Raw genomic sequence first — 24,149 nt, 5'->3', positions numbered from 1 at the left:
TTTTGAATGACAAATGACCGAAATTTGTGCTTCAAAATTAAAATCATCATGCAAACTTCCGCGTCGAAAGACCTGTTCCAAAAAATTCTCTTTTTCTTTCTGGTTATTTTCTGTCTTTCTCCTCTCGCTTCGTCGCCTGTCGCACTGGCGTTCGGAATCGCTTTCACCATCATCGTCGGAAATCCTTATGAACAAAGGCTTCATAAATATATTAATCTACTTTTGCAGGTTTCTATCGTAGGTTTGGGTTTCGGTCTGAAACTCGACGAAGCGCTGCACGCCGGAAAAGAAGGCATTACTTTAACCCTTCTGAGCATCACAACGGTGATGGTTTTAGGATATTCACTGGGCAGATTATTAAAATTAGAAAAACCTTTGTCGTACCTGATCTCCGTGGGAACCGCGATTTGCGGCGGCAGTGCCATTGCCGCCGTTTCTCCCATCATCAAACCCTCCACGAAACAAATATCTTTGGCTTTGGCCATCGTATTTACGTTGAATTCAATTGCCCTGTTCGTTTATCCGGCGCTCGGTCATTTATTGAACATGACGCAGGAGGAGTTCGGATTGTGGTGCGCCATCGGCATTCACGACACGAGTTCAGTGGTGGGCGCGGCGAGTAAATACGGGGACGTCGCCTTAAAAATTGCAACCACCGTGAAACTTTCCCGTGCTTTGTGGATTATTCCGATGTCGCTCTTAACGATGGTATTTTTTAAGACGAAAGGAGCGAAAGTGAGAATCCCGTGGTTTATCGGGTATTTTATTATTGCAATTCTTTTGAATACGTATTTCCCAATTTTTGATGCTTTCAGTAACGCAGCGACCACCGCCGCAAAATCCGGCCTGAACCTGACTTTATTTTTGATCGGCTCCACCATTTCGCTCCAAACCTTAAAAACGATCAGCTGGAAACCGCTCTTTTTGGCAGTCGTACTCTGGATTGTAGTAAGTGCCGGAAGCCTGTTGATGATTGTAAAATAAAGCATTTCGGTTCGCTGTTGCTTTTTTGAAATATTCCGAACCTAACCTTGACCAGGTTTGAAACGTTGACAAGGTTCAAACCAGATTTCGACAGCACCCAAAAAATTCTTAAAATTCATTCCATTTATTAAAGTTCCCGTAAATTTGCGGCACGAAACTTTTAAGCTTCAAATTTCTTCGGTATTAAAGATCTTCAGTTTTAAATTTCATTCTACTCATCTTAAAGCAAACTCTTGGAAAGACAAAAAATCGTAACCCAACATTATTTCCGCCTCATCGTTGCCTCAGCGTTGGTCGGTTTAACGAGTGCTTTGCTCGCGTTTTCTCTAAAACATCTTACGGAATATTTCGAACATCATCTGTTCAATACCGTAGTCGGAAAATATTCCGCACTCTTTATAATTCTGCCCACGATCGGGATTACGGCCATCTTTTTTCTGCGGAAATATCTTTTTCGAAACCGAAAAAATAAGGGAATTACTGAAATTTACAAAACGCTGGATCAGCGCAAAGATCATTTGCCACTTTTTAAAATTCCGTCTCACTTTTTTAATGGTTTCCTGACGGTTATTTTCGGCGGATCCACAGGCGTGGAAGTTTCTACCGTTGTCGCGACAGCAACAATCGGAAATTATGCCTACGAAAAAGAATTTTCCGCGCGCATGTACAAGCGTGAACTCATCTGTGCGGGCGTGGTCGCGGGCGTCGCAATCTTGTTTACGAGTCCGCTGGCCGGATTTTTATTTGCTTTGGAAGTTATTGCGCGCAAGATGCGGAAATCACTCGTCATCGCGTGCACGGCCTCGGCTTTGGTAAGCTGGATTTTTATTGAACTTTTCGATTCCGAAAAAATCCTCACGCATCCGGTTAAAGAATGGACGTATGCTGCGATTCCCTTTTTCGTTGTTTTGAGCATTTTGGGCGGCGTTCTTTCCGTTTATTTTACGCTTTTGGTGACGAGGATGAAAAAGCTTTTCGGAAATATTTCGAATAATTTTCTGCGCGTGAATTTAGGCGCCATCGCCGTCGGAACGATGATTTTCTTTTACCCGACTTTGTACGGAGACAGCTATCACGGTCTGCGCGAAATTTTGCATGAGCCGTTAAATGCGCCAACCATTACATTATTTCTTCTCGTCATCCTGGCGGTTTTAAAACCTTTGGCAGCTTCTTTAACTTTAGGCGCGGGCGGCGACGGCGGCGTTTTCGCACCCAGTATTGTTGCGGGCGCTTTTTTAGGATTGATGGTGGCTTTCGTGGGAAATACCTATTTCGGCATGAATCTCATTCCAATTAATTTTGCACTGATCGGCGCCGCAGCAACTTTGTCGGCATCACTTTACGCTCCCTTCACGTCCGTTGTCTTGATCTGTAATCTGCTGCCGGACGGTTACATTCTGTTTGTTCCGATTTTGATCTGCTGTTTTATTTCGTATGGAATTTCAAAGCTAATCCTGCCTTACAATGTTTACACGTACGACTTCTACTTAAATTCAAAAACCGCTTCGTAAAAACCATAAAAAAGGAGGCTGAAAATTTAAATGTAAAAGCTGCTTTCAGTCCAGCTATACAGTTATAATTTTACTGAATTATCGTTAGCGTTAAACTCTACATGTTCTTAAAATAGAAATCCACCTCAAAAAGGTGAGATGGACTTCCGTAAAAAAAACAGAAAATTCAGTCTAAAATGTTTTTTCCATTTCTATAGCTTTCGGGAACAGAATGTTATTTTCTAAGTGAATGTGTTTGTGCAGATCATTTTCGAAATCTTCCAACATCTTAAAAGTGACCTGATACGTTCCGCACGCATCTTCCGGAAACTGATAATTATTGGTTAATTCTGCAATTTTCACAAAACGCTCGCCTTCCACGGTATGCTCGTGTTTCATCATCGCCACCGGACTTTCAACAGATCCAAATGCAGGTGTTGGTAAACTTTCTCCTTTTTGTTTCGCCGCAACCATTTTTTTGATGAAAGGGAACAAAATTAACTCTTCCTTTTTCATGTGGGCGGCCAGGTCCTGTGCGCTTTCGCTGAAAAGCTCATTAATTTCGAACAGTTCAGGATGGCGGTCGCCATGAACTTTGCAGAGTTTATTTAGATATTGAAGAAGCACCGCGGTTTTTTCTTCCACGTAGCGGTGGTGCGTTTTTTCGACATAATCTGCCAACAGATCTAAAGGCCATGAATTGAAATCGATGTCGGTGGCTTTTTGGTTTGAGACTTTTTCCAAATCGTTATAAACTTCGGAGACGTCGAACTTTTTGTTTTCGCAGGCTTCTTCGATGGTTCGGTTTCCTTTGCAGCAGAAATCGATTTTATATTTTCGGAACACTTCTGCCGCGCGGAAATCTTCCGCTACCATTTCGCCTATTGTTTTTTCTTGTGTTAACATGATTCGTGATTTAATATTTATAGGACAAATGTAAAACATATTTTTAATTCGGACAAATTTATCCGATATAAATTCATTCAAACATTTATCAGGTGTTTTTAATTAATTTTTTGAATTTGGAAAAGATTATTTTAACCAGGCCAAACCGTTTTCGGTTTTGATGGCGAGATCGTAGAAGGAATATTTCTGCGTCATGAAGATAAGATTTTCGCGTACCTTTTTAAAATCATCGTGTACGGGACAGGGATTTAGTTCGGAGCATTTGTGCAGACCCAAACCGCAATTCGTAAAAATGGAATCGCCATCCATAATGCGGACCACATCGTAAATCCTTATTTGCTTTTGCTTTTCAATTTCGAAAATAAAACCGCCCTGCTTTCCGCGATTGGATTCCAAAATATTTTCCCGACAAAGCTGCTGCAGGATTTTTGCCGTAAACGCGATTGGCGCATCCACGGAGTTTGCCACATCTTTCACGTTCACGCGTTTTTGCTGCAAACTTTGTTGGGCGATATAAATGGTAGCTTTTAAAGCATATTCGCAGGCTTTGGAAAACATTTTAAATGATTTTAAAAAATTTCCATTTCGGAATAAAGGCGAGCAGACCCACAGAAACGAAGAGAAACATATTGGTGACGTCCGTATACAAAAACGTGGAAAGGTAGTAATTGTGCAGTATGTAATGCAGCAGCACCGCCGCAGGAAAAAGAAATATGCCGACTTTGCGGTAGAAAAAGATTAAAATTAATCCGATGATCATCAAGAGATCGACGCCAAAGATCAGGAGGAAGTAGTTGCCGGGAATATGAAGTTCCACGCGCTGCAGATATTCGTCGGTATCAATGCCGATTCCCATTAACGTAAATAAAAGTAACGCCCCAAGCGATAAAATAAATCCCATATCTTTTTTGGGACTTTCGTTCTTAAATTCTTCCTTCATAGTAGTAAAATTAAAAAAACTTTTGAAAATGAATTCAAAAGTTTTAGTGTTTATTGAAAATCGGCTGCGTTTAAATTGAGACGGCGTCGATTAATCTGTTTTTGTCGGAAATATATTCTTCCATGGAGATCATACTTTCCGTTCTCATCACATCCTGAATGTCGTCGATCTGGTAGATAATTCTCTTCGCGTCTTCGGTATTTTTAGCTCTGATTTTACAGAAGATATTGTATTTTCCGGAGATCACACTGGCTTCGATAACATTTGGAATTGTAGTTAATTCCTTTAAAACTTCCTGCGTTCTGTTGGATTTGGTTAATAAAATTCCGATAAAAGCCGTGAAATGATAATCTAATTTACCATAATCAATGCTTAAAGAAGAACCTAAAATAATGCCGGCATCTTCCATTTTTTTCACCCGAACGTGAATTGTACCTGCGGAAACATCCATTTGCTTAGCGATCTCTGTAAAAGGCATACGGGTGTTTTGTACTAAAAAATCGAGGATTTTTTTATCTATGTCGTCTAATTGATAGTTCATTTTCTATTTTATAAATTTGATAATATAACGTGAATATTTTTGCAAATTTACAATAAAATATTAAAACTAAAAAGTTTAGCTTAGTATTAACTATTTTTAACGTATTAGTTATGTTTTGCATTAAAATCTTTATTTTAATGTATCATTTTTAACGGAATCTCTTTTAATTAAGTTTTTTGCTTTCGGACTCTTTTTGCCTTTTTTATTTCTTTTAAAGATTGTACTGAAACTTTTACTATACACAACTCCAATGCCATAGCTCTGGTTCGCGTTTGCATTTCCCGCACCGGCGCCGTTGAGTCCGATATTTGACGGCTTGGAATAGGCGCGAAGCAAACGCGTGCCGTCATTCTTTTTAGACCAGTCGTACTCTACAATTCCTTCGCCGGAAAGATAATCGGCACTGGTGTTTTCAGATTTAGAGATTGGAATACCCAAACCGGTTTTTACTTTAACGCGTGGAGAAAGCGCGAAACTCACACTGGCATTCGCGCGGTCGCCCGTATTCGACGCATTATCGCCGTTCAGATAATTTAAATCGACCTGAAATTCATTACTGATGGTATTTAATACCGATCCCAACTGCTTAAAAAGCATATTGTATCCGGAATTTTCCAGCGTACTTCCCAGCGTAATATCGAACGCGGAATTGCCTACATTGAAAGTGTTCATCACCAGCACAGAGCCGAACTGTATGATTTTTTCGTCTTCATTGCTCATTTTTTCCGCTAAAATATCGCGCAGATTACTCGAAACATCCTGAGCCGAAACACCGAGTTCAATTTTTGGATTGTTCAGCGTCTGCGTAATTTTTGTGGAAAGCAAGACATTAATTGGCTGTAGCGAACTTCCTAACCCTAAATATTGCCCGGCGTTCGTTACGGTTCTCAAATAGGTTGCATCCATATTAAGCTCCGGCGAAATAGGATCGCCATCCCAGCGGATACTGCTTCCCTTCGTAATCTGGAAGGTTCGGTTCAGGATCGCCTTTGAAACAAATGTTCCGTTTTCGACGAAATAATCGCCGTTCATGGAGATGGAACCCGTTCGGCTCATTAAGAATCGTAGTTTATCCGAATTTCCGCGAACGGTAATATCTCCAATATCGTCGCCTACCAAAACATTCACCGTTGTTCCTTTGTCGACGGAAATGGTAAAATCAACGTTGATATTGGCGCTGGAGCGTTTTTGCTCTTCCACACTCACCAGGCCGGCATCGTCCTTTTTCAGAAAACGCAACATCTTAAATTCTTCCACATTGGAGGTTGAATTTGAATTAAAAGTAAAGACACTGTTGTTTAAAGCTTTCATTTCCGGCGTGGCAATATTTAAGGCCGAAACCGGTCCGTCTACATAAAGCGTTCCGGTGCCGTAAACGCGGCCCCAAAAGAGATCGAGATCTTTCTGAGTGGTGTTCAACAGCATCAAATTGTCCGCTCTTAAAACTAAGTTGACGCCCATGGAAGCCAAAGTTTCAAACTGAATCGCCCCCGAAATGGACCCCCGGGAATTGGTTCTTCCGTCTTTCACGCCAATGTCATTCAGGATAGCCAACCCTTTGGAAAGGGAAACCACGGTATCATCCAAGGCATAATCAACGCCTGTAAAATTAAGTTTCAGGCCAAATTCTTTCAAGGCAATGTCGCCACTGTAATCAATATCGCTGAGTTTGCCGGAAATTTTCAACTCCCCGGAAGCTTTTCCGCGAACATTTCCAAACACGCCCTTTACAAATTCCTGTGTAAAGGCCAGATCGAACTCCTTCATATCCGCCACCAAATCCAGGGTTGGGGACGATGTATTATTGTTGATAGTCCCCGATAATAAAAGATTGTTATCCCCTATAATTCCTGCAGAAACAACACGCGCCTCCACATCGAAAACGTTGGGAACTTCGCTTTTCTTCGCAGAAATAACCACATTTCCCATATCCTTGCCGTTCATCAAAATATCGGTAACATTAAGATCGATCAAAGGTTCCAGATTGTTCTGGTCCATTTTTATATTGAAAGTTCCGTTTGCGACACCTTGAATATCCATGCTGTTTTCGCCTTTTGCCAAAGCAAAAATTTTCGCGATATTCAGATTTTTAACTTCGCCATCAGCGGAAAAATCTTTAGCTGATTTAAATACCGATTCTTTCAAAAACAGTTCGCTGGCATCCGAATAAAGACGCAGATTCTGTATTAAAAAATCCGCCGTCTTCTTGCGGTAGGTAATGGAATGATTTAAAGCCGGATCGGTATCAACACTCCACGCAACATCACTGATCTTTACCGTGGTCGGCTCGAATCTGAAGACATAATCTCCCGCCGCATTGGCTGTCTGATTTAGATTAACCGCATATTCTTTCAGCGTTTCTTTTACTTCGTCTTCGGGCGTACCATGCTTGAAGTTTGCAGCGATGTGCAAAATACTGTTATTTTCGTTTCTGCCACTCAGCGTTATATCTTTAAGAATGTTTTGATTGTATTCAACACGGTTGATCTTTGCAAAAATCTGTTCATCAAGATTCGCCGTATTAATCCGGACCATTATACTGTCGACCATTGCGCTGTCCCGCGAAATTTTGTCGCGCTGGGTGAGGGTGTAAGCGGGATTTGCGCGTGCTAGTGCCTGATCCGCCTCGGTAATCTCTTCTTTCTTCGTCATGAGATATTTTAGGGAACGCGCATCAACATTTAAAATAAGATTGTTCGCATTTCCGTCGTAGGCACCGGTTACAGATGCGCCGCCGGGAACCTGAAGATTCGGTTCGATATAGTTGACCAAGACTTGCTGCACCTCAAAATTCATTGCGAAATTTTGACCGCGATACAATTTTCGGGGTGGCGGACCGACGAGGATTTTTTCAACACCGTTTTGGATCATTCCGGCGAGATCTGCCAGATTAAATTTACCCGAGATGTGCCCGTTTACGGCGCCGGGCGCATCAACGCTTACCACGCGGTTTCCGTTTTCGAAAAAGGCTTTTACTTTTGCATTTGGAATCAGGAATTTCTGCGTTGCGTTGGCAAAAGTTACATTTTGCAGATCTGCGTCCAGATTAAGATCGTTCAGATTGGTCATGGAAACTTTTCCGTTCACCAAGCCGGTTACAACCTGACTTCCTTTTCCACCGGTAAAATAATTGATATTCAGGTACTGCACGTCGGCCACAACATCGGCTGCGAGACGGCTGGTACGGAAATCGATAAATCCTTTCACCTGCGCTTTTGCCTCTTCGTCATTCACATTAACGATTCCGTTGTAGGTTTTATGGTCCAGAAATCCATCCAGATAAATATTATTAATTTCTTTGTTGAGGATTTCAATTTTGGAAATCTGCGATTTGGTTTTCAGTCTCATCGTATTCACATCGAAACTTTCGCCGCGTACATCGAAGCGGCCAGAGATTAAACCGACCTGGTTGTTCTTTGTAATAACCGACGTATTGAGATCGTTCACTTCGGCAAAACCTCGGTATTTTGGCAAGGCGGAGCTGTAATCATTTAAATAAAAATTAGTGATTTTCGCCTGTCCGATGCCTGTAATTAAATTGGCTTTGGGCACAAAAACTTCTTTTGGCGTCACGCGAACGGCACCATTATATTTTAAGCGGCCAAAATCATCGGCAAAATTTTTCATTTTGGAAGAGATGAAGGTTGGCATCATGTCTTTCAGATCACGATAGGTAAAATCGGTGGAAAGATGGTTGGTTTCAATCCGGAAATCGCCTTTTAGAATATTAGAAACCTTCATGGTCTGTGTGCGGATGTTTACTTTTGAATTGCGAACAAGAAAATCATCCAGATAAAATTTATTTAAAGGTCCCGTCATTGTGCCCGAAATGTTGATGGGTTTATAATTATCCCAGTTCGTCACAAAATAGCTGATATCGTAACCGCTGATCTGACTTCCCTGCTGCATGGCCATATCCCAGCGCACGCGGTCGGCAAAATCTGCCCAGGAACCGTTGTTCAGATTGAATTTTACATCGCCCTGTAGTAAAGAATGATCCGTATTAATAGTTAGATCTTTTAAGGAAAGAAACTGTTTGGTGAGCGCCAAATCCGCGGAAAACGTGTCGACAATATGTTTTTTACCCCACCGTTCCGTGATGAAGCGCATGTTATTGATCTGCGCAAAAACATTGGAGCCGTTCACTTTCAGTTCTGGAACCACCACATTAACGTTCGTCGCTGTAAGCCATTTGCCGGCCTCACCTTCACTGTTTTGATTGATGATGGAAACCCTGGAATCGGTGATGAAAATACGCGATTTCAACTGAAAAGGTTCTTTTTTAACCGTGGGCGAAGGCGTGTTGAAGAGATCTACGAAACGTACGAAATTGGAAATGCTGTCGCCTTTATAGGTGATAACTTTTAAATCCAGGTTTTTTAACGATAAGGACTGAAACTGCATGTTGCGCGAATTGCTGATGATGGAGAACCAGTTCGAATCCGCATAAAGTTCATTTGCTTTTAAAAACTGAAAGTTCTTATAATCTTTTATGGCAACTTTGTGAATATGAATATCCCCAAAATAGTTGACTTCCACGCTTTCAAAAGACATTTGGGATTTTAAATCTTTATTCAGTTTTTCGATGACCTTTTGGGCAGCCCAGTTTTTGGTGGCCGGAAGACTTACGATCACGAAAAAGGAAGCCACCAGAAAAAGCGCAATCCAAAAAACAGCGAGCAGCAATTTTGCCCACCATTTGTAGCTGGTGACGTCTTTTGCGGCCTGTTCGCCAAATTCTTTCGCGGTATCGACAGGATGACGAATTGCATCGGAAGCAAGTTGTCCCGCATCTTTTACCGTTTCCTGCACCTTACCGCTCACGTTCTCGGCGGTATGCTGAATCTGATCGCCAATATTCTCCGCGACAGATCTTTTATTTTCGTTATCGTTATTATTCTCTAAATTTGCCATTGTTATGAGCGACTCAATAATTTTAGGTATAGAATCGTCCTGCGACGATACTTCAGCAGCAATTCTTCAGGGAAATAAAATCCTTTCCAACATTGCAGCCAACCAGGAGATCCACAACGAATATGGTGGTGTTGTTCCCGAGCTGGCTTCTCGTGCCCATCAGCAAAATATTATCCCGGTGGTACAAAAATCTGTGAGCAAAGCAAATATACAACAAAAAGATATTTCTGCCATTGGTTTTACGCGCGGTCCCGGACTTTTGGGGTCTTTGCTCGTAGGAACTTCTTTCGCGAAATCTTTGTCGATGAGTTTGAAGGTTCCTTTGATTGAGGTTAACCATTTGCAGGCACACATTTTGGCGCATTTTATCGAAGATGCCAATCCCAATCCGCCTAAATTTCCCTTTTTGTGTTTAACGGTGTCCGGCGGCCATACGATGATCGTTTTGGTGAAAGATTATTTTGATATGGAAATCATGGGTAAAACCATCGATGATGCCGCGGGCGAAGCCTTTGACAAGATCGGAAAAATTTTCGGTCTCGATTATCCGGCCGGTCCTATTGTCGATCGTTTGGCAAAAAACGGAAACGCAGAAGCTATTCAGTTCAACAAACCACGCATCGACAATTATAATTATTCATTTAGCGGCATCAAAACTTCTGTGCTGTATTTTATTCAGAAAGAAATGAAGAAAAATCCAGATTTCATCAAAGAAAATCTGGAAGATCTTTGCTCTTCCGTTCAAAAAACCCTCGTCGAAATATTGATGAATAAACTGGAAAAAGCCGCGAAGGACCTTAACATCAATGAAGTTGCCATTGCTGGCGGCGTTTCTGCAAATTCCGGCCTACGAGAGGCCATGCAGAAAAATACAGCGAAATTGGGTTGGAACATTTACATTCCGAAGTTTGAATATACCACAGACAACGCTGCAATGATCGCGATGGTGGCGAAATTAAAATATGACCGCGGTGAATTTGCCGATCTGTCCGTTTCGGCCACTTCACGATATGATATTGAGGAGAGCTTTAAAAAAGATGTTCAGGCAAAAGATTAACAGATTACAACTTTCACATGAAAATATTATTAGAAGAAAAAGTCCTCGTATCGCACTCCAAAAAAAGTTCCCGGTATTACTGGATCTTAGAAACGGTCGTCGGAAAAACTGAAGCACCGACGGAAGAATCGGATTTTCTGAATGAAAGTTCCGAAATCGGGTACCTGCACGACATTAAAGAGGAGTTTCTCGAAAAAATAAATACTGAAAACGTTTTTAGTTTTGCTTTCACCCCAAAAGAAGGCGATTACCTCTCCCTCAAAAATAATCTCAGAAAAACGGAATATTTAAATTTAATTTTCAGTAATGAAAAATGGATCGAAGAAATTTACCCTTGCAGTTACCGGCAATGCGACACTGATGTTTACACGACCATCAAAACCGGCGTGGCCTTTTTAAGTGAGAATAATTATCTGAAACCGTGATATAGTATTCAATTAAAAAAAGAAACTTTAAATGAAATTATTTTACGGAGAAATAACGGGAGATCGCGTCCATATCGACAATGAAGAACAAACGCATATTGTAAAAGTTTTGCGCATGCGCTCCGGCGAAGAAATTTTCGTCACCGACGGCAAAGGAAATTTAGCAAAAGGGAATCTGGTGTTTGAAGGGAAAAAAGTTTCGCTTGAAGTTCAGGAAATCACCAAAAATTTGCCGGATTTCTCCCGACAACTTCACATTGCAATCGCTCCCACGAAAAATATCGACCGAATTGAATTTTTTGTGGAAAAAGCCACGGAAATGGGTATTTCGGAAATTACGTTACTGCAAACCGAGCAAACGGAACGAAAGAATGTCAACATTGAAAAGATCCGCAAGCAAAGTGTAGGAGCGTCGAAACAGAGTTTGCGGACTCATTTTCCCATCATCAACGAATTAACAAAATTCTCCGATTTCATTAAAGAAATCAATCCAAAAACCACTTTTGTCGCCCACTGCAACGAAAATCTGGAGCGGATTGATTTAAACTTGCTCAGCCAGACTAAGCAGGATCAACAGCAAAAAATAACTTTTTTGATAGGTCCGGAAGGTGATTTTTCGGATAAAGAAATTCAAATCTTGGCAGAAAAAGGCGTAAAAGCTGTTTCGCTCGGAAAGCAAAGATTGCGTACGGAAACCGCGGGCGTTTTTGTGGCGGCGTGGAATTACGGATTGATGCGTTGATTATTTGATGTGATGATTTATTAATTCGTACATTTTTAGTTTTTGAATTTTGCTTTAATCGCCCATTCAACTCTTACTAAAAGAATAATTACAAGCAGGATCATCAAAAATAAACCGATGACTAAATTGATGGAATTGTTAAAATTGGTACCGATCGCTACTAAAGACGACAACGATAACAAAAAGCCCAATTTTATCAATTCTTTCGCGGAAAATTTTTGGGCAAAATCCCATTTCCTGAGATTTCATGGAGGAAACACTTCGATATCCTTACAGTGAATTAATTTTCGTCGGCGGAAATTTTAGTTGTACCAATCCGGCCAGAATAAATACAGTTCCGCCAAAAAAAGTGATATTAAATAAAGGATTTTCTAAAAGTTCAATACCCATGATGGTACTTTTTAGGAATTGTCTCTCAGATATTTTGCTAAAATCTGTTCGCCGCTTTTAATCGAATTCGCGGCCCAGCGAACTTTCAGCTGCCAGAGTTTGTCTTCCGAAAGCTTATAGTTGATATCTGACCGCAATAATTTTTGCTTGAGCTCATAAACGCAAATCGCCGCGGCCACTGAAACATTATAACTTCGCGTAAAGCCGTACATCGGAATGGCCAAAGTTTCGTCGGCGAAGTCTAAAATCTCCGGCGTTACACCTTCTTTTTCGGTGCCGAAAACCAAAGCTACAGGTTGCGTTATTTGGTAATCCGGCAAGAGCGTGGCATTTTTTTCCGGAGAAACCGCGAGAATTTGATACCCTCTGTCTTTTATCTGACTTAAAGATTCGATGCTGTGCGGGAGCCGCTCCACCTCTACCCAGGTTTCGGCGCCCTTCGTGACGCGAAGATTGGGATTGAACTCATTTTTACTTTCCATCGCCACGATTTTATGAAATCCACAGGCTTCGACCGACCGAACGATGGCCGCTGCGTTGCGGAACTGATAAACGTCTTCGATCACCGGCAAAACAAAATCGGAACTTTCGGGCGCGAAATGATTGATCTTCTGCAAGCGTTCTGGCGTAAGGAATTGCTGGAGGTATTCGAAGGTTTGGAGGTCTTTCATGGGTTCAAAAGTAGGGATTTTTTGGGGAGCGTTGTTAGCGCTTGAAGCGCTAACAACGCTTGTGAAAGTTTTGTGGCGCGAGCGAAGCGAGCGCCAAAAGGGTAATTTTTTTGCCACGAATGCACTAATGGAGGCGCACGGATTTTACTGTTGATTATAAACCAGGACGATTCGTGTAATAGTGGCAAACTTAAAAAAATTTGGTGGCGCGAGCGAAGCGAGCGCCAAAAGAGTAATGATAACGCGTAGCAAGCGCTGTTAGAGCTCAAAGCTCTAACAGCGCTCCTTCCTTGCAGTCCGCTAAGCGCAATAGGGATCGCAGTGGAAATCCCGGACCCTCCGCGGCGGGGAGGAATTGAAACGAAGAGCCCGGTTTTTTAGATTTTTGCAGGGCAATGGCAGGGAAAAATCTAAAAAAATTGCCCAAATCTTCATTTTTCTTATTCTGCGAAATACCGTATTTTTGAGCCTATGAAAAGAAAAGTGCTTCTAATTTATACGGGCGGAACGATCGGGATGGAAAAAGATTACGAAACGGGCAGCCTGCAGGCTTTCGATTTTGGAAATATTTTTAAAAAAATTCCGGAAATGAAACTTTTGGAATGCGAAGTTTCGGTTCATCCCTTTAAAAAGCCGCTGGATTCCTCGGATATGGGACCGGAAGAGTGGAAAATCATCGCCAATTACATCGGCAAAAATTACGATAACTACGACGGCTTTCTGATTTTGCACGGAACGGATACAATGTCGTACACCGCGTCGGCACTGAGTTTTATGCTGAAAAACTTAACCAAACCTGTCATCTTAACGGGTTCGCAGCTGCCCATCGGCGATTTGCGTACGGATGCGAAAGAAAATCTTTTGACCGGACTTTATTATGCAAGTTTGTATGAAAATGACGAGGCGGTGATTCAGGAAGTTGCGGTTTATTTTGAGTATAAACTGCTGCGCGGCAACCGCACTCTGAAATATTCTGCCGAATTTTTTGATGCGTACCAAACGCCGAACTATCCGGTTTTAGGACAGTCGGGCGTGCATTTGAACGTGTCTAAAGATTGTTTATGGCGCAACAAAACGTCGGAACCTTTTCGCGTGGACAATCATATTTCGCAGGATGTTTTGTTCTGGCGCATCTTCCCGGGAATGCATCTGAATCACTTTAACGAAATCCCGAACGTCAAAGTCTTGGTGCTGCAGGTTTTCGGCTCCGGAACCATTTTTAATACGGAAAAAACGCAGCGTACTTTGCAAAGTCTGCGCGACCAGGACACAGAGATCGTCGTGATTTCGCAATGCGTGTCGGGCGGAATAAGATTCGGAAAATATACGAACTCGAATATTTTTAAGAAGATCGGCGCCATTAGCGGAAACGATATTACGTCGGAAAGTGCTATTACAAAAGCAATGCATCTTCTGGACAATCCCAATTACACCGGAACTTTCGCGGAAAATTTCTCTAAAAACCTGTGTGGCGAGGTCTCGGAAAATTAAATTTTCACATTTTTGAATATTCGATTTTTAGAATTCAAATAATTACCCTATTTTTGCAGTCTTCAATTCAGAGAGGTGTCCGAGTGGTTGAAGGAGCTAGCCTGGAAAGCTAGTGTACGGGCAACTGTACCGAGGGTTCGAATCCCTTCCTCTCTACAAAAAAATCAGGAAAACTTTCCTGATTTTTTTTGTGCTGAATGTAAAATCTTGCGGTAAGTCTCTACTTCTTTATTATCGCACTTTTCAACGCGCTGTCAATTTCGAAATCGCTGCTGTTGTTGATTTTTACATTTTCGAAAACAAGATTTGCTGCATTTTTTCCGACAATATCATGTTTTGCGTTAATGTTGACATTTTTAAAATACAGATTTTCAATTAATTTATTAGGAAGCCCCGTAAAACTGAAGGCAGTTTCTGCACTTTCACAGTTGATGTTGCTGATGTAAAAATCGTGCAGATAAGGAATTTTATCCCCTGTAAATTGCGCGTCCTGACTTTCTTTGCTGCTTCCTGCCGGAGCATCTGCGTAAAAAGTATCAAACAAAACTGCTTCTTCCACAATGTTTTTCATCTCAATATTTTGAATGTAAATTTTACTTACATCTCCACCTCGACCGGAATTACTTTTCACCCGAATACCTATATCTGTTCCGTCAAAAAGACAGTTGGAAACGAAAATATTTTTCATTCCGCCATCCGTATTACTTCCAATTACAAAACCACCATGACCTTCATAAACCGTGCATTCTGCAATAATAATATTTTGAAGATTCGCTTCGCCGTTTTTCGGTTCACCACTGGATTTCATGCAGATTCCGTCGTCTCCTGCATTTACTTTCGTGTTGTAAATAATCACATTTTTCGAGGCACTGATGTCGATTCCATCGCCATTTTGCGCCCATTTCGGGTTGTAAACTGTCGTATTTCTAATGACCAAATTGGTTATATTTTTAGGATTAATAACAAATTTCGGGGAATTTCTGAAAGTCGGTCCGTCGATTAGCAGATTGGTCACTTTGGATAAAGTGAACATCATCGGACGTAAATAATGATGAAGAATTTCGTAGTCTGCGATCGTCGCATTTTTATTAGCAGAAATTATTTTTGATAATTTTTCGCCGTTCAAAGCATTTACACTTGGCCACCAAATTTTACCGTCTTCGCTCAGAACTCCGCCTTTCACAATTAATTTCGCCCAATCTTCTTTGCTCAATTTAAATTTTTTCACCGGTCTCCAGGCTTCTCCTGCTCCATCGAAAATTCCGTCACCGGTGAACGCAACATCTTTTAAATTATTTCCCCAAATCGGTGGTGTCACATCAAATTTTCCTTTGGAATATTCACGCATCGGAAATTGATTGATGTCGCTTGAAAACTGCACAATTGCGCCTTTTTCTACATGAAAATTGATCTTACTTTTCAGTTCGATCGGTCCCGTTAACCAAATTCCGGCTGGAACGATTAATTTTCCCCCGCCTTTTTCACTAATGGTGGAAATTGCTTTTTCAAACGCTTTTGTATTTAAAGTAGTTCCGTTTCCAACACCGCCGAAATCCTTAATATTATAGGAAGTTTCCGGGATTGTGGGCAAAACCATTTCACCAAATTCGAAAGGTGCGTTTTTAATGTAGTATTCGATGGGATTTGTTTGCGCTTTGCAACTGATCATGGAGAAAATGACGATGAAGAGAACTGATATTTTTTTCATGCTTAGAAAATTAAAGGAGAATTTTTATTTTAAATATTTTGCCAAAGGTATATTTTGTCTTTTCAGATCTTCCACGAAAAGTTTAGCAACTTCTGTGGCACCCAAAATCGATAAATGCGTGTTGTCATCAATTCCGTCCGGATAATAGGGATCTTCACCTTTTGCATAATGCAAATGTAATTTTGCCGAACCTTCAGGTCCGTATTTCATTTCCAGATTTTCGGTAAGATACTGCATATCGATGAAGGGAACATTCATTTCCTGAGCAACTAATCTTGCCACCAAAGTATAATTTCCGTGCGCATCTAAAAGTACTCCTTCCTTATTAAATTTTCTGCGTGCAATGGACGATAACATGATTGGAATTGCGCCTTTTGCACGTGCTTCTTCAATATAATTGATTAGATTATAGCGGTAAGAAGTTTGCGGATTGGTATATCTTGCCGGATCGGTTTCTTTGCCATCATTATGTCCAAACTGGATCAAAAGATAATTTCCCGGTTTTATAGAATCTATCACGTTTTTCCAATGTCCCAGTTCGCGAAAACTTTTGGTACTTCTGCCATTTACTGCATGATTTCTGATCGTCACATTGTCATTAAAAAACGGTGCTAAAACCTGAACCCAACCTCTTTCAGGGTTTTCATCGGGTTTTACTTTATTGGCCATCGTGGAATCTCCAATGGTGAACATGGTGATATTTTTGGCGTTTTTATTCATGGATTCTGAACTTTTGCAACCTGTTAAAAGCAGAATCGCACCTGTGATAAAGGAATAAACTTTCATATTCAAAAAAAAATTTAGTTAATATTTTCGGCATTTTTAAACCAGAAAGGATGCTTTGAATCTTTCAGAACATTTTCTTTCGTGTACATTTTCGCCTCCTTTTTAGTTAATTGATGCGACCATTTTACGCGATTTTTGAGATCTGAACCCTTTCCGGAATTATTGAATTCAGCATAGAAAGAAGTTTTTTCTGCCTCTTTTTTAGCCCAGTTTTCCCAAGCAACAGGAAGAATGTGATTTTCTAAAGTTGAATTTAGAATAGCTGTTTTCGCATAAATCCGCCACGGCCGTCCTAAAAGAACTTTCGAAATATCTTTCGCCGCGGTAAATCTACACTGCTGAAAAACAAAACCAAATTCCGTATTTTTTGGCGTGGAAGCGGCCGTAATGTAGGAATCTTTTTTGCTCAAAATTTCGCAGTTTTCGAAAAAGGCAGTCGCGCTCCCAAAGATAAAATCGGTTGTTCCTTCGATAAAACAATTTTTAAAATACTGTTTTCCTTCGCCAGTCAGGTAAAGCGTGTCTTGATTTCCCAAAAGCTTACAATTAATGATGGCAACCCGATTTGCGTTAATCGTTAGAGCGATTGCCTGTCCAATATCTCCCGCAGAATTTTCGATGGTTAAATTTTTCAAAATCGCGTCATTTCCTTCTACCAAGAGCGTCGGAGTGAAAAACGTGCTGTTTCTTCCCAAACCAATTTTTTTAAAATGATCATCATAGGTGATGATTGTAGAATCTTTGCTTTCGCCAATTAAACTAAGCGTAGAATTCCATTCGTGAAGCTTAACTTTCGCTTTGTAAATGCCGTTTTTAATGAAGATCGTAATTCTTTCGCCTGGAAAAGCTTTCGTATTATTGATAGCATCCTGAATGGTTACAAAATCTCCGCTCCCGTCTTTCGAAACGGTGTAGAAGCTTTTATCCTGCGCAAAATTAAGCACAGAAATTAAGAGCGAAAATGCAACGAGAAAAGTTTTCATCATCTACTTATTCAGTTCCAAAGCGCCCAAAATAAATGGTCCGGTCGCTTTTGGATCATTATCCTGTTTTCTTTCATTCACATAATATTCGAACGAACCGTCACGATAAGGATTTCCGCCTAGACCCGCAACAGCGCAAACGTTGGTAATAACAACTTCGCCATTTGGAGAAACTTTAACCAGGTTTTTAATCATTCCATCAAAACCTTTGGTAGCAATTGATTTGTATTTTTTCGGCAAATAACCTTTGTTCGCGCCTTTTGCAAAAGCATAAACGAACATCGCAGAACCGGAACCTTCCAAATAATTTCCGCCGACATTTCCTTTGTCAGTTACTTGATACCATAACCCGCTTGGATCCTGAAATTTTGCGATTGCGGCAGAACTTGAATTCAGATAAGAAATCAATTCAGCTCTTTTCGGATGATCTTCCGGGAAATAATCGAGCACATCAACTAAAGCCATGACGTACCAACCGAGAGATCTGGACCAAAAATTCGGCGAAGTTCCCGTAGTTTTATTCGCCCAATCCATTTTTTTACTTTCGTCCCAACCGTGATAAAGTAAGCCCGTTTTCGGATCTACCAAATGTTTTTGAATGGTTTCAAACTGAAGAGCGACATCATCTAAATTTTTTCCGTTTTCAAATTTCGTGGTATAATGCGCGTAAAATGGAGCGCCCATAAACAATCCATCCAGCCACATTTGATTGGGATAAATTTTCTTGTGCCAAAATCCGCCTTCCGAAGTTCTGGGATGGGTTTCTAACTGACTTCTTAATTTTTGCATCGCGGTAAGATATCTTTCATCTTTGGTTTTATCATAAAGATCGAACAAAATATTTCCGGCTTCAAGCATATCGATGTTGTAATTTTCGAATTTGTAAGAAGGAATTTTTCCCTTTTCATCGATGGTAGAATCCGCGTAACCTTTTACATAGTCGAAATATTTTTGATTTTTGGTTTCTTTGTACAACTGTTCAAAACCTGTCATCACCAAACCGTGAACATAATCCCATTTTGGCTCCGTTTTTCCGTCGATCTGATAAGCTTCCGGGTGATTTTTCATTAAAGTTAACGCCATTCTTTCCGACCATTTTTTGGTGGTTGGAATTACATTTTCACCCGATTTTTCAGAATTTTTCACAGCAGAACAACTCACCGCAAAAAATATTGAAAGTGTGGAAAACAAGAAAAAAAACTGTCTAAAACTGGTATTCTGCATGCTTAATTTTTTAGATGATTTACAATTTACTTTTAGAATTCAATTCCGCCAATTTTGTGTCGATGTAATTCTGGAATTCCGCTTTCGTTTTTATTGCGTTTTGCTCCTTTTCCCAAGCTGCTAAAAAATAATAAGTAACCGCTTTTGTAGTAGGTTTGAAAACGACCAAATGATCGAAAGGACCATCTTTCACTTCCGAAACGGTAGAAGTTTCATAGAAAAGCGCCATTCCTAAACCGTCATCAAACATCGATTGATTACCGTAAGTTGCGATATATCCCCATTTTCCGTTTGCACTGTTTTTCTGGATCACGTCCAAATTTTTAAGTTTCACAATTCCGGTTGCAATTCCTTCAATTTCTGCGGATGGTGTGAAGGTATATTCTGTAAATCTTTCATCCGGAAAAATGGAAAGTTTTGCGTTGAGATCAATTTTATCATCAAGCGTTTTCCAACCTTTGTAATGAATGTTTACTGAGGAACTTTTGGAAGTATTTTCTACCGCTGCAGTTGTTTTTTCCACCGTTTCGAAATGATACATTTTACCATCCACAATTCTGGCGATGGAACCTAAACCTTGACCTTTTCCCACTTTTAAAATATCGGAACCCCACTCCTGCTTTAGATGATAAGATTCAAAACCGTCTAATCCAACCTGTGGAAGAACTATTTTTTCAGAAGTTTTCCCGAAAATATCGATTGCATTTCTCCAGTCTAAATACAAGCGATACGCAATTTTATTACTTTCCCAACCCGGCCCTTCATACCGGATATCAAAGGAATGATCGGTGTGCAACGGATTTAAAGTGTGCGACTGAACACTTTTCCAGGTTCCGCCCTCATATTTTCTACCGTTCCATTTTCCACCTTCTTTGATGGAAATTTCGGCGTGCGTTTTTTGTACCTCTGAAGAAACCGATTTTTGAGCGGTACAACTGGTAATCTGGGTAAATATTATAGCAATAAATGCTGCTGAATAAATTTTCATAGGTAAATTTTTAAATTTTAATGATCAGGATTTGAAAACCTCATTCTCATCAATTATTATTTTTGAATTGTAGATTTAAAAACTGCGTAATATAACCAATCGTCGGCTGAAACCAGGGATCAAACAGCCAAAAAGGGTGCGGACTGTTTTCAATTTTTCGCACCTCAGAGTAAATGCCAAATTCATTCAGTTTCAGTATAAAATCATTCTGTCCCGCACTGAATCTTTTGAATTGACTGTTGATGAATAAAAACGGAGGTGTTTTTTCTGAAACATGAGTTAGAGCCGACGCATCGTTCCAAATCTGAGGAATTTCTTCATAAGATCCGCCCAACCATAATGCAGCCATTTTTGCCTCTTCGGAATCGGGATGATGAAACGCTAAAATACCGTCTACGTCGATAACGGCATTTACTTTCGCTGAATATTTTGCACCAATTAAGGCGGCCATTTGTCCACCGGAAGAGCAACCCAAGATGGCAATCTTCGCTGCGTTAATTTTAAATTTTTCTGAATTTTCTTTGATGAAATTAATAGCGTCGCGTACATCATCAATTGCTGCGGGATATTTCGCTTCGTCGGAAAGTCGATATTCTAAAGTAAATGTTTGATAGCCGGCGACAGCGATTTTCTGTGCCAATGGATTCTGCATTTCTTTCGAACCTGATTTCCAGCCACCGCCGTGAATTATGATTACCGCGGGTAACATTTCCTGTGTTTCATTAATAAAAGCGCCGAAATGGAGCGGTCTCCCGGCAGCCGTGCTGTAAACGACATCCCGTAAATGTTGTAGGTGCGGACTAAGCTGAAGTCTTACTTTCTTTATTGACGGATAATTTTTGATGTTTTTTTCGTACGCTGAATTAACAGAGAAGGCAGTATCTTTTATCATTTGAGAAAAGACCGTCTTCACTGGAACAAAGCAGAAGAGGAAAAAGAAATATCTGAACATCAAAATTTTTATGATTTTTAGCAATCGATTACACAAATCTAAAAAATTTTGGCGACGAGGGCAAAAAAAGCACTTTTATTTAAGCCTTCTAAGGCAAAAATTAACATAATCCGAAAAATCGATGGTGAAAGGAGCGGAATATTACTGACTTTGCAACGTTTTTAATATTTTTTTACAAAAATAATTTAATGTTTCAATTTTTTTTCTAGATTTGTGTAATCCATTACATTAATGTAACGAACTCTAATTTAACCAATTCAAAAATGAAAAAATTACTATTTTTTTTGGCATTCCTAATAATGTCATTTACCTTACAGGCGCAGTCTGTAACCATCACACAAGAAACGGGCTGGCTTGAATCGGCCTATATCAAATGGGAGCCGGTGGAAAATGCCGACAGTTATAACGTTTATTATTCCGGCGGTGGTTTCACCGACAAAAAGATTGATACGCAGTTGATCCGAAGCTATGGTTCTTATTTTCGTGCAGATGTTCTGGGCTTGGCTGCGGGTGTTTATACCCTTAAAGTTGCAGCAGTAACCGACGGCGTAGAGGGAGCAAGAACAGCATCTTCGCCTATCAACGTGGTTGCACATGACCGAACCGGTTTTGCCTACCGTGGCGGAAGATTGCCGGGTGGGTATAATTTCGACGGAACTCTAAAAAATAACGCTCTGGTTATTTACATTACCCAAAACACAAAAAACACGGTTTCTTTAAACGTCACGGGTGCCACTTCAAATCCATGCATCGGTTTACAGAATATTCTGGACGGCTTTAAAAAAGGAGGCGATTCCAGACCTTTGGTCGTGCGAATGATCGGAAATATTACGGACCTCAGCAATATGTTGGCAGGAGACATCGTAGTTGAAAATAAAAACAATGCAAATGGCTCCATCACCATCGAAGGAGTTGGATCCGATGCTGTGGCAAACGGTTGGGGAATTCGCGTGAAGAATGCTTCTAATATTGAGATTAGAAATATCGGTTTCATGTTAACTGATGCCAACGAAGGTGACAATGTAGGATTACAGCAGGGAAATGATCACATTTGGGTTCATAACTGCGATATGTTTTACGGCGCTGCCGGCGGCGACGCTGATCAGGTGAAAGGCGATGGCGCGCTGGACTGTAAAAAATCTACAGACGTTACTTTTTCTTATAACCATTTTTGGGACAGTGGTAAAAGCAATCTTTTAGGTTTAAGTGAAGGTACCATGGCAGACCTTTATATCACCTATCACCATAATTGGTATGATCATTCCGATTCCCGCCATCCACGGGTAAGATATTATTCTGCTCACGTTTACAACAATTATTACGATGGAAATTCAAAATACGGTGCGGGGTCAACCTTAGGTTCTTCTGTATTTATGGAAGGAAATTATTTTAGAAATGCGAAATATCCTATGTTGACCTCGCAGCAGGGAACGGATACTTTTAACGGCGCCGAAGGAACCTTTTCCGGTGAAGCAGGCGGAACCATCAAAGCTTTCAATAATATGATGAGCGGGCAGCAACGTTTTGCGGCATACGATGCGGTGAACAATCCTATCGAATTTGATGCGGTAGTTACGAGCACCAGAGGCGAAGTAATCCCAGCCAGCATCAAATCTAAAAAAGGCGGAAATACTTATAATAATTTTGATACGAATCCGGCGCTTTACATCAACACTCTTGTTGTTCAGGAGCCGGAGGCAGCCAGAGATCAGGTAATGCAGTATGCGGGCCGTGTTTCCGGAGGCGATATTTCCTTTGCCTTTAACAACGCGGTAGATGATACTTCTTACGCCATTAATTCGGCGTTAAAAGCGTTACTTGTTAACTACCAGTCGGGATTGGTTTATGTGCAGGGCGAAACTCCAGTTGTGGTAAGTACTCAAACGCTACTGGTACCCGATAATAACGATCAAACGGTAGCCAGCGGAAGTGCAATCGCCAATATGGTTTATACCTGGGGCGGAACTGCAGATGATGCCACGGTGAGCGGTTTGCCTGCGAATGGAATTACTTTTGTAAAGGATATCACTGCGAAAACGATCACGGTTTCCGGAACACCAACAGCAAATGTCAGCTTTACAGTTACCACGTCCGGTTCGGCAGGAACACCGGTGGAAGGAACAGGAAATATTTCGGTTGATGACAATCCACCTTCATCGGGAGATTTAATTCATAATTTCACTGCCACTGGTTTAAACAGCACCTTCTATACCTTCACGGCAGCCAACATTAATTCGACGCCGGGATCTACTACGTATGATGGCCTAATTTTAACGGCAAGATTAAAAATAGAAACGCCCACCCAAATTTCATACAATACGACCGCAGTTTCGACTTTGACTTTGGTTTTCGATCCGGGTTTTGCGAAAAAAATAAAGCTGGACGGCGTAAGTTATACCGCAGTTGACGGTGTGGTAAAAATTCCTGCGGTTGCAGCAGGAGCGCACGTTATTTCAAAAGGTGACACGGCGAACCTTTACTACATTAAAACGGAATATTCCGGAACGTTGGCGACCGAAAACGCCACTCAAAACAATGAAAAATTGCAGTTATATCCGAATCCCGTGCGCGAGGTTTTGAATTTTGTTCTTCCATCCAGTGTGAATATTGAAAACATTTCGGTTTACAATGCAGCGGGACAACTCGTAAAAACGGTGGCGGGAAAAGCCCAAAACATCAATTTGAGCGCCTTGAAAACAGGCTTGTACTTTGTTCATGTAAAAACGAATCAGGGAATTCAATATCATAAGGTTCTTAAAAAATAGAAACCGGACTTTAATTTAACAGGAAAGGATAGCGTAATGGCTATCCTTTTTTTTGTGATCGATCCGTATAATCTACGGTGAAAAAACTTCAATTAATAGACAGCGATTGATTTAGCGAAGTCTGGAAATCAGTGCCGACAAACTGCGAACGTTTCTAAGAAGCGAAGGTGCACGGTAAGACCATCCTTATAC

At 40.8% G+C, this 24,149-nt stretch carries 19 protein-coding genes and 1 tRNA gene; 8 read left to right on the top strand and 12 right to left on the bottom strand.

Features of this window, described 5'->3' with window-relative positions; genetic code table 11:
* Nucleotides 1-6: 6 nt before the first annotated feature.
* Nucleotides 7-984, top strand: a complete 978-nt coding sequence (locus tag L0B70_RS09090) for a putative sulfate exporter family transporter (RefSeq protein ID WP_311195378.1) — start codon at nucleotides 7-9, stop codon at nucleotides 982-984.
* 233 nt (nucleotides 985-1,217) lie between these two features.
* Nucleotides 1,218-2,495: a chloride channel protein gene (locus L0B70_RS09085; RefSeq protein ID WP_235141491.1), complete on the top strand. Its 1,278-nt coding sequence runs from the start codon at nucleotides 1,218-1,220 to the stop codon at nucleotides 2,493-2,495.
* Between the two features lie 171 nt (nucleotides 2,496-2,666).
* On the opposite strand, the gene ric is transcribed toward L0B70_RS09085, so the two are convergent.
* The 5 genes from ric to L0B70_RS09060 form a co-directional block, all read right to left on the bottom strand.
* A complete protein-coding gene (gene ric / locus L0B70_RS09080) occupies nucleotides 2,667-3,380 on the bottom strand; it encodes an iron-sulfur cluster repair di-iron protein (protein WP_235141490.1) in 714 nt (237 codons plus the stop codon).
* A 126-nt stretch (nucleotides 3,381-3,506) separates the two neighbouring features.
* Nucleotides 3,507-3,938 (bottom strand): Rrf2 family transcriptional regulator, encoded by a 432-nt coding sequence (locus L0B70_RS09075; RefSeq protein ID WP_235141489.1) that lies wholly within the window; start codon nucleotides 3,936-3,938, stop codon nucleotides 3,507-3,509.
* 1 nt (nucleotide 3,939) lies between these two features.
* Complete coding sequence (locus L0B70_RS09070; protein WP_235141488.1) at nucleotides 3,940-4,320, bottom strand: hypothetical protein; 381 nt, start codon at nucleotides 4,318-4,320, stop codon at nucleotides 3,940-3,942.
* A 70-nt stretch (nucleotides 4,321-4,390) separates the two neighbouring features.
* Nucleotides 4,391-4,861: an Lrp/AsnC family transcriptional regulator gene (locus tag L0B70_RS09065; RefSeq protein ID WP_235141487.1), complete on the bottom strand. Its 471-nt coding sequence runs from the start codon at nucleotides 4,859-4,861 to the stop codon at nucleotides 4,391-4,393.
* 129 nt (nucleotides 4,862-4,990) lie between these two features.
* On the bottom strand, nucleotides 4,991-9,775 hold the full coding sequence (locus L0B70_RS09060; protein WP_235141486.1) for a translocation/assembly module TamB: 4,785 nt from the start codon (nucleotides 9,773-9,775) through the stop codon (nucleotides 4,991-4,993).
* A 4-nt stretch (nucleotides 9,776-9,779) separates the two neighbouring features.
* On the opposite strand from L0B70_RS09060, the gene tsaD reads away from it, so the two are divergent.
* The 3 genes from tsaD to L0B70_RS09045 are packed head-to-tail and all read left to right on the top strand — an operon-like array spanning nucleotide 9,780 to nucleotide 11,999.
* On the top strand, nucleotides 9,780-10,832 hold the full coding sequence (gene tsaD / locus L0B70_RS09055) for a tRNA (adenosine(37)-N6)-threonylcarbamoyltransferase complex transferase subunit TsaD (protein ID WP_235141485.1): 1,053 nt from the start codon (nucleotides 9,780-9,782) through the stop codon (nucleotides 10,830-10,832).
* Nucleotides 10,833-10,849: 17 nt separating this feature from the next.
* On the top strand, nucleotides 10,850-11,257 hold the full coding sequence (locus L0B70_RS09050; RefSeq protein WP_235141484.1) for a hypothetical protein: 408 nt from the start codon (nucleotides 10,850-10,852) through the stop codon (nucleotides 11,255-11,257).
* Nucleotides 11,258-11,288: 31 nt separating this feature from the next.
* On the top strand, nucleotides 11,289-11,999 hold the full coding sequence (locus L0B70_RS09045) for a 16S rRNA (uracil(1498)-N(3))-methyltransferase (protein ID WP_235141483.1): 711 nt from the start codon (nucleotides 11,289-11,291) through the stop codon (nucleotides 11,997-11,999).
* A gap of 401 nt (nucleotides 12,000-12,400) precedes the next feature.
* Here the strand turns inward: L0B70_RS09045 and L0B70_RS09040 are convergent, their stop codons facing one another.
* Complete coding sequence (locus L0B70_RS09040) at nucleotides 12,401-13,060, bottom strand: TrmH family RNA methyltransferase (protein ID WP_235141482.1); 660 nt, start codon at nucleotides 13,058-13,060, stop codon at nucleotides 12,401-12,403.
* A gap of 471 nt (nucleotides 13,061-13,531) precedes the next feature.
* Between L0B70_RS09040 and L0B70_RS09035 the strand changes: the two genes are divergently transcribed.
* Together L0B70_RS09035 and L0B70_RS09030 are read left to right on the top strand one after the other, a co-directional pair.
* Nucleotides 13,532-14,551: an asparaginase gene (locus tag L0B70_RS09035; protein ID WP_235141481.1), complete on the top strand. Its 1,020-nt coding sequence runs from the start codon at nucleotides 13,532-13,534 to the stop codon at nucleotides 14,549-14,551.
* Nucleotides 14,552-14,620: 69 nt separating this feature from the next.
* Nucleotides 14,621-14,707 (top strand) — tRNA-Ser (locus L0B70_RS09030).
* Nucleotides 14,708-14,771: 64 nt separating this feature from the next.
* On the opposite strand, the gene L0B70_RS09025 is transcribed toward L0B70_RS09030, so the two are convergent.
* Genes L0B70_RS09025 through L0B70_RS09000 form a run of 6 tightly spaced genes read right to left on the bottom strand, consistent with a single transcriptional unit; the run spans nucleotide 14,772 to nucleotide 21,132 of the window.
* Nucleotides 14,772-16,259: a glycoside hydrolase family 28 protein gene (locus L0B70_RS09025; protein ID WP_235141480.1), complete on the bottom strand. Its 1,488-nt coding sequence runs from the start codon at nucleotides 16,257-16,259 to the stop codon at nucleotides 14,772-14,774.
* 24 nt (nucleotides 16,260-16,283) lie between these two features.
* Entirely contained in the window at nucleotides 16,284-17,045 is a 762-nt protein-coding gene (locus L0B70_RS09020) for a rhamnogalacturonan acetylesterase (protein ID WP_235141479.1), read from the bottom strand.
* A gap of 14 nt (nucleotides 17,046-17,059) precedes the next feature.
* A complete protein-coding gene (locus L0B70_RS09015; RefSeq protein ID WP_235141478.1) occupies nucleotides 17,060-18,031 on the bottom strand; it encodes a pectinesterase family protein in 972 nt (323 codons plus the stop codon).
* Nucleotides 18,032-19,252 carry a glycoside hydrolase family 105 protein gene (locus L0B70_RS09010; RefSeq protein ID WP_235141477.1) on the bottom strand — a complete coding sequence of 407 codons (1,221 nt, stop codon included), beginning with the start codon at nucleotides 19,250-19,252 and terminating at the stop codon, nucleotides 18,032-18,034.
* Nucleotides 19,253-19,271: 19 nt separating this feature from the next.
* Entirely contained in the window at nucleotides 19,272-20,240 is a 969-nt protein-coding gene (locus L0B70_RS09005; RefSeq protein WP_235141476.1) for a DUF4861 family protein, read from the bottom strand.
* A gap of 49 nt (nucleotides 20,241-20,289) precedes the next feature.
* Complete coding sequence (locus L0B70_RS09000; RefSeq protein ID WP_235141475.1) at nucleotides 20,290-21,132, bottom strand: alpha/beta hydrolase; 843 nt, start codon at nucleotides 21,130-21,132, stop codon at nucleotides 20,290-20,292.
* A gap of 359 nt (nucleotides 21,133-21,491) precedes the next feature.
* Here L0B70_RS09000 and L0B70_RS08995 point away from each other — a divergent pair, with 359 nt between their 5' ends.
* Nucleotides 21,492-23,957, top strand: coding sequence for a T9SS type A sorting domain-containing protein (locus tag L0B70_RS08995; protein WP_235141474.1), 2,466 nt, complete (start codon nucleotides 21,492-21,494; stop codon nucleotides 23,955-23,957).
* Nucleotides 23,958-24,149: the final 192 nt, after the last annotated feature.

It is taken from the genome of Kaistella sp. 97-N-M2, from assembly GCF_021513235.1.
GTDB lineage: Bacteria > Bacteroidota > Bacteroidia > Flavobacteriales > Weeksellaceae > Kaistella.
The sequence above is the reverse complement of the archived record's forward strand: the minus strand, read 5'-3'. Positions and strand labels throughout refer to the sequence as shown.

Bases quoted from the DNA above. Each gene is read 5' to 3' on its own strand.
- L0B70_RS09090 (WP_311195378.1), top strand. From the start codon at position 7: ATGACAAATGACCGAAATTTGTGCTTCAAAATTAAAATCATCATGCAA.
- ric (WP_235141490.1), bottom strand. From the start codon at position 3,380: ATGTTAACACAAGAAAAAACAATAGGCGAAATGGTAGCGGAAGATTTC.
- L0B70_RS09075 (WP_235141489.1), bottom strand. From the start codon at position 3,938: ATGTTTTCCAAAGCCTGCGAATATGCTTTAAAAGCTACCATTTATATC.
- L0B70_RS09070 (WP_235141488.1), bottom strand. From the start codon at position 4,320: ATGAAGGAAGAATTTAAGAACGAAAGTCCCAAAAAAGATATGGGATTT.
- L0B70_RS09065 (WP_235141487.1), bottom strand. From the start codon at position 4,861: ATGAACTATCAATTAGACGACATAGATAAAAAAATCCTCGATTTTTTA.
- L0B70_RS09060 (WP_235141486.1), bottom strand. From the start codon at position 9,775: ATGGCAAATTTAGAGAATAATAACGATAACGAAAATAAAAGATCTGTC.
- tsaD (WP_235141485.1), top strand. From the start codon at position 9,780: ATGAGCGACTCAATAATTTTAGGTATAGAATCGTCCTGCGACGATACT.
- L0B70_RS09050 (WP_235141484.1), top strand. From the start codon at position 10,850: ATGAAAATATTATTAGAAGAAAAAGTCCTCGTATCGCACTCCAAAAAA.
- L0B70_RS09045 (WP_235141483.1), top strand. From the start codon at position 11,289: ATGAAATTATTTTACGGAGAAATAACGGGAGATCGCGTCCATATCGAC.
- L0B70_RS09040 (WP_235141482.1), bottom strand. From the start codon at position 13,060: ATGAAAGACCTCCAAACCTTCGAATACCTCCAGCAATTCCTTACGCCA.
- L0B70_RS09035 (WP_235141481.1), top strand. From the start codon at position 13,532: ATGAAAAGAAAAGTGCTTCTAATTTATACGGGCGGAACGATCGGGATG.
- L0B70_RS09025 (WP_235141480.1), bottom strand. From the start codon at position 16,259: ATGAAAAAAATATCAGTTCTCTTCATCGTCATTTTCTCCATGATCAGT.
- L0B70_RS09020 (WP_235141479.1), bottom strand. From the start codon at position 17,045: ATGAAAGTTTATTCCTTTATCACAGGTGCGATTCTGCTTTTAACAGGT.
- L0B70_RS09015 (WP_235141478.1), bottom strand. From the start codon at position 18,031: ATGATGAAAACTTTTCTCGTTGCATTTTCGCTCTTAATTTCTGTGCTT.
- L0B70_RS09010 (WP_235141477.1), bottom strand. From the start codon at position 19,252: ATGCAGAATACCAGTTTTAGACAGTTTTTTTTCTTGTTTTCCACACTT.
- L0B70_RS09005 (WP_235141476.1), bottom strand. From the start codon at position 20,240: ATGAAAATTTATTCAGCAGCATTTATTGCTATAATATTTACCCAGATT.
- L0B70_RS09000 (WP_235141475.1), bottom strand. From the start codon at position 21,132: ATGATAAAAGATACTGCCTTCTCTGTTAATTCAGCGTACGAAAAAAAC.
- L0B70_RS08995 (WP_235141474.1), top strand. From the start codon at position 21,492: ATGTCATTTACCTTACAGGCGCAGTCTGTAACCATCACACAAGAAACG.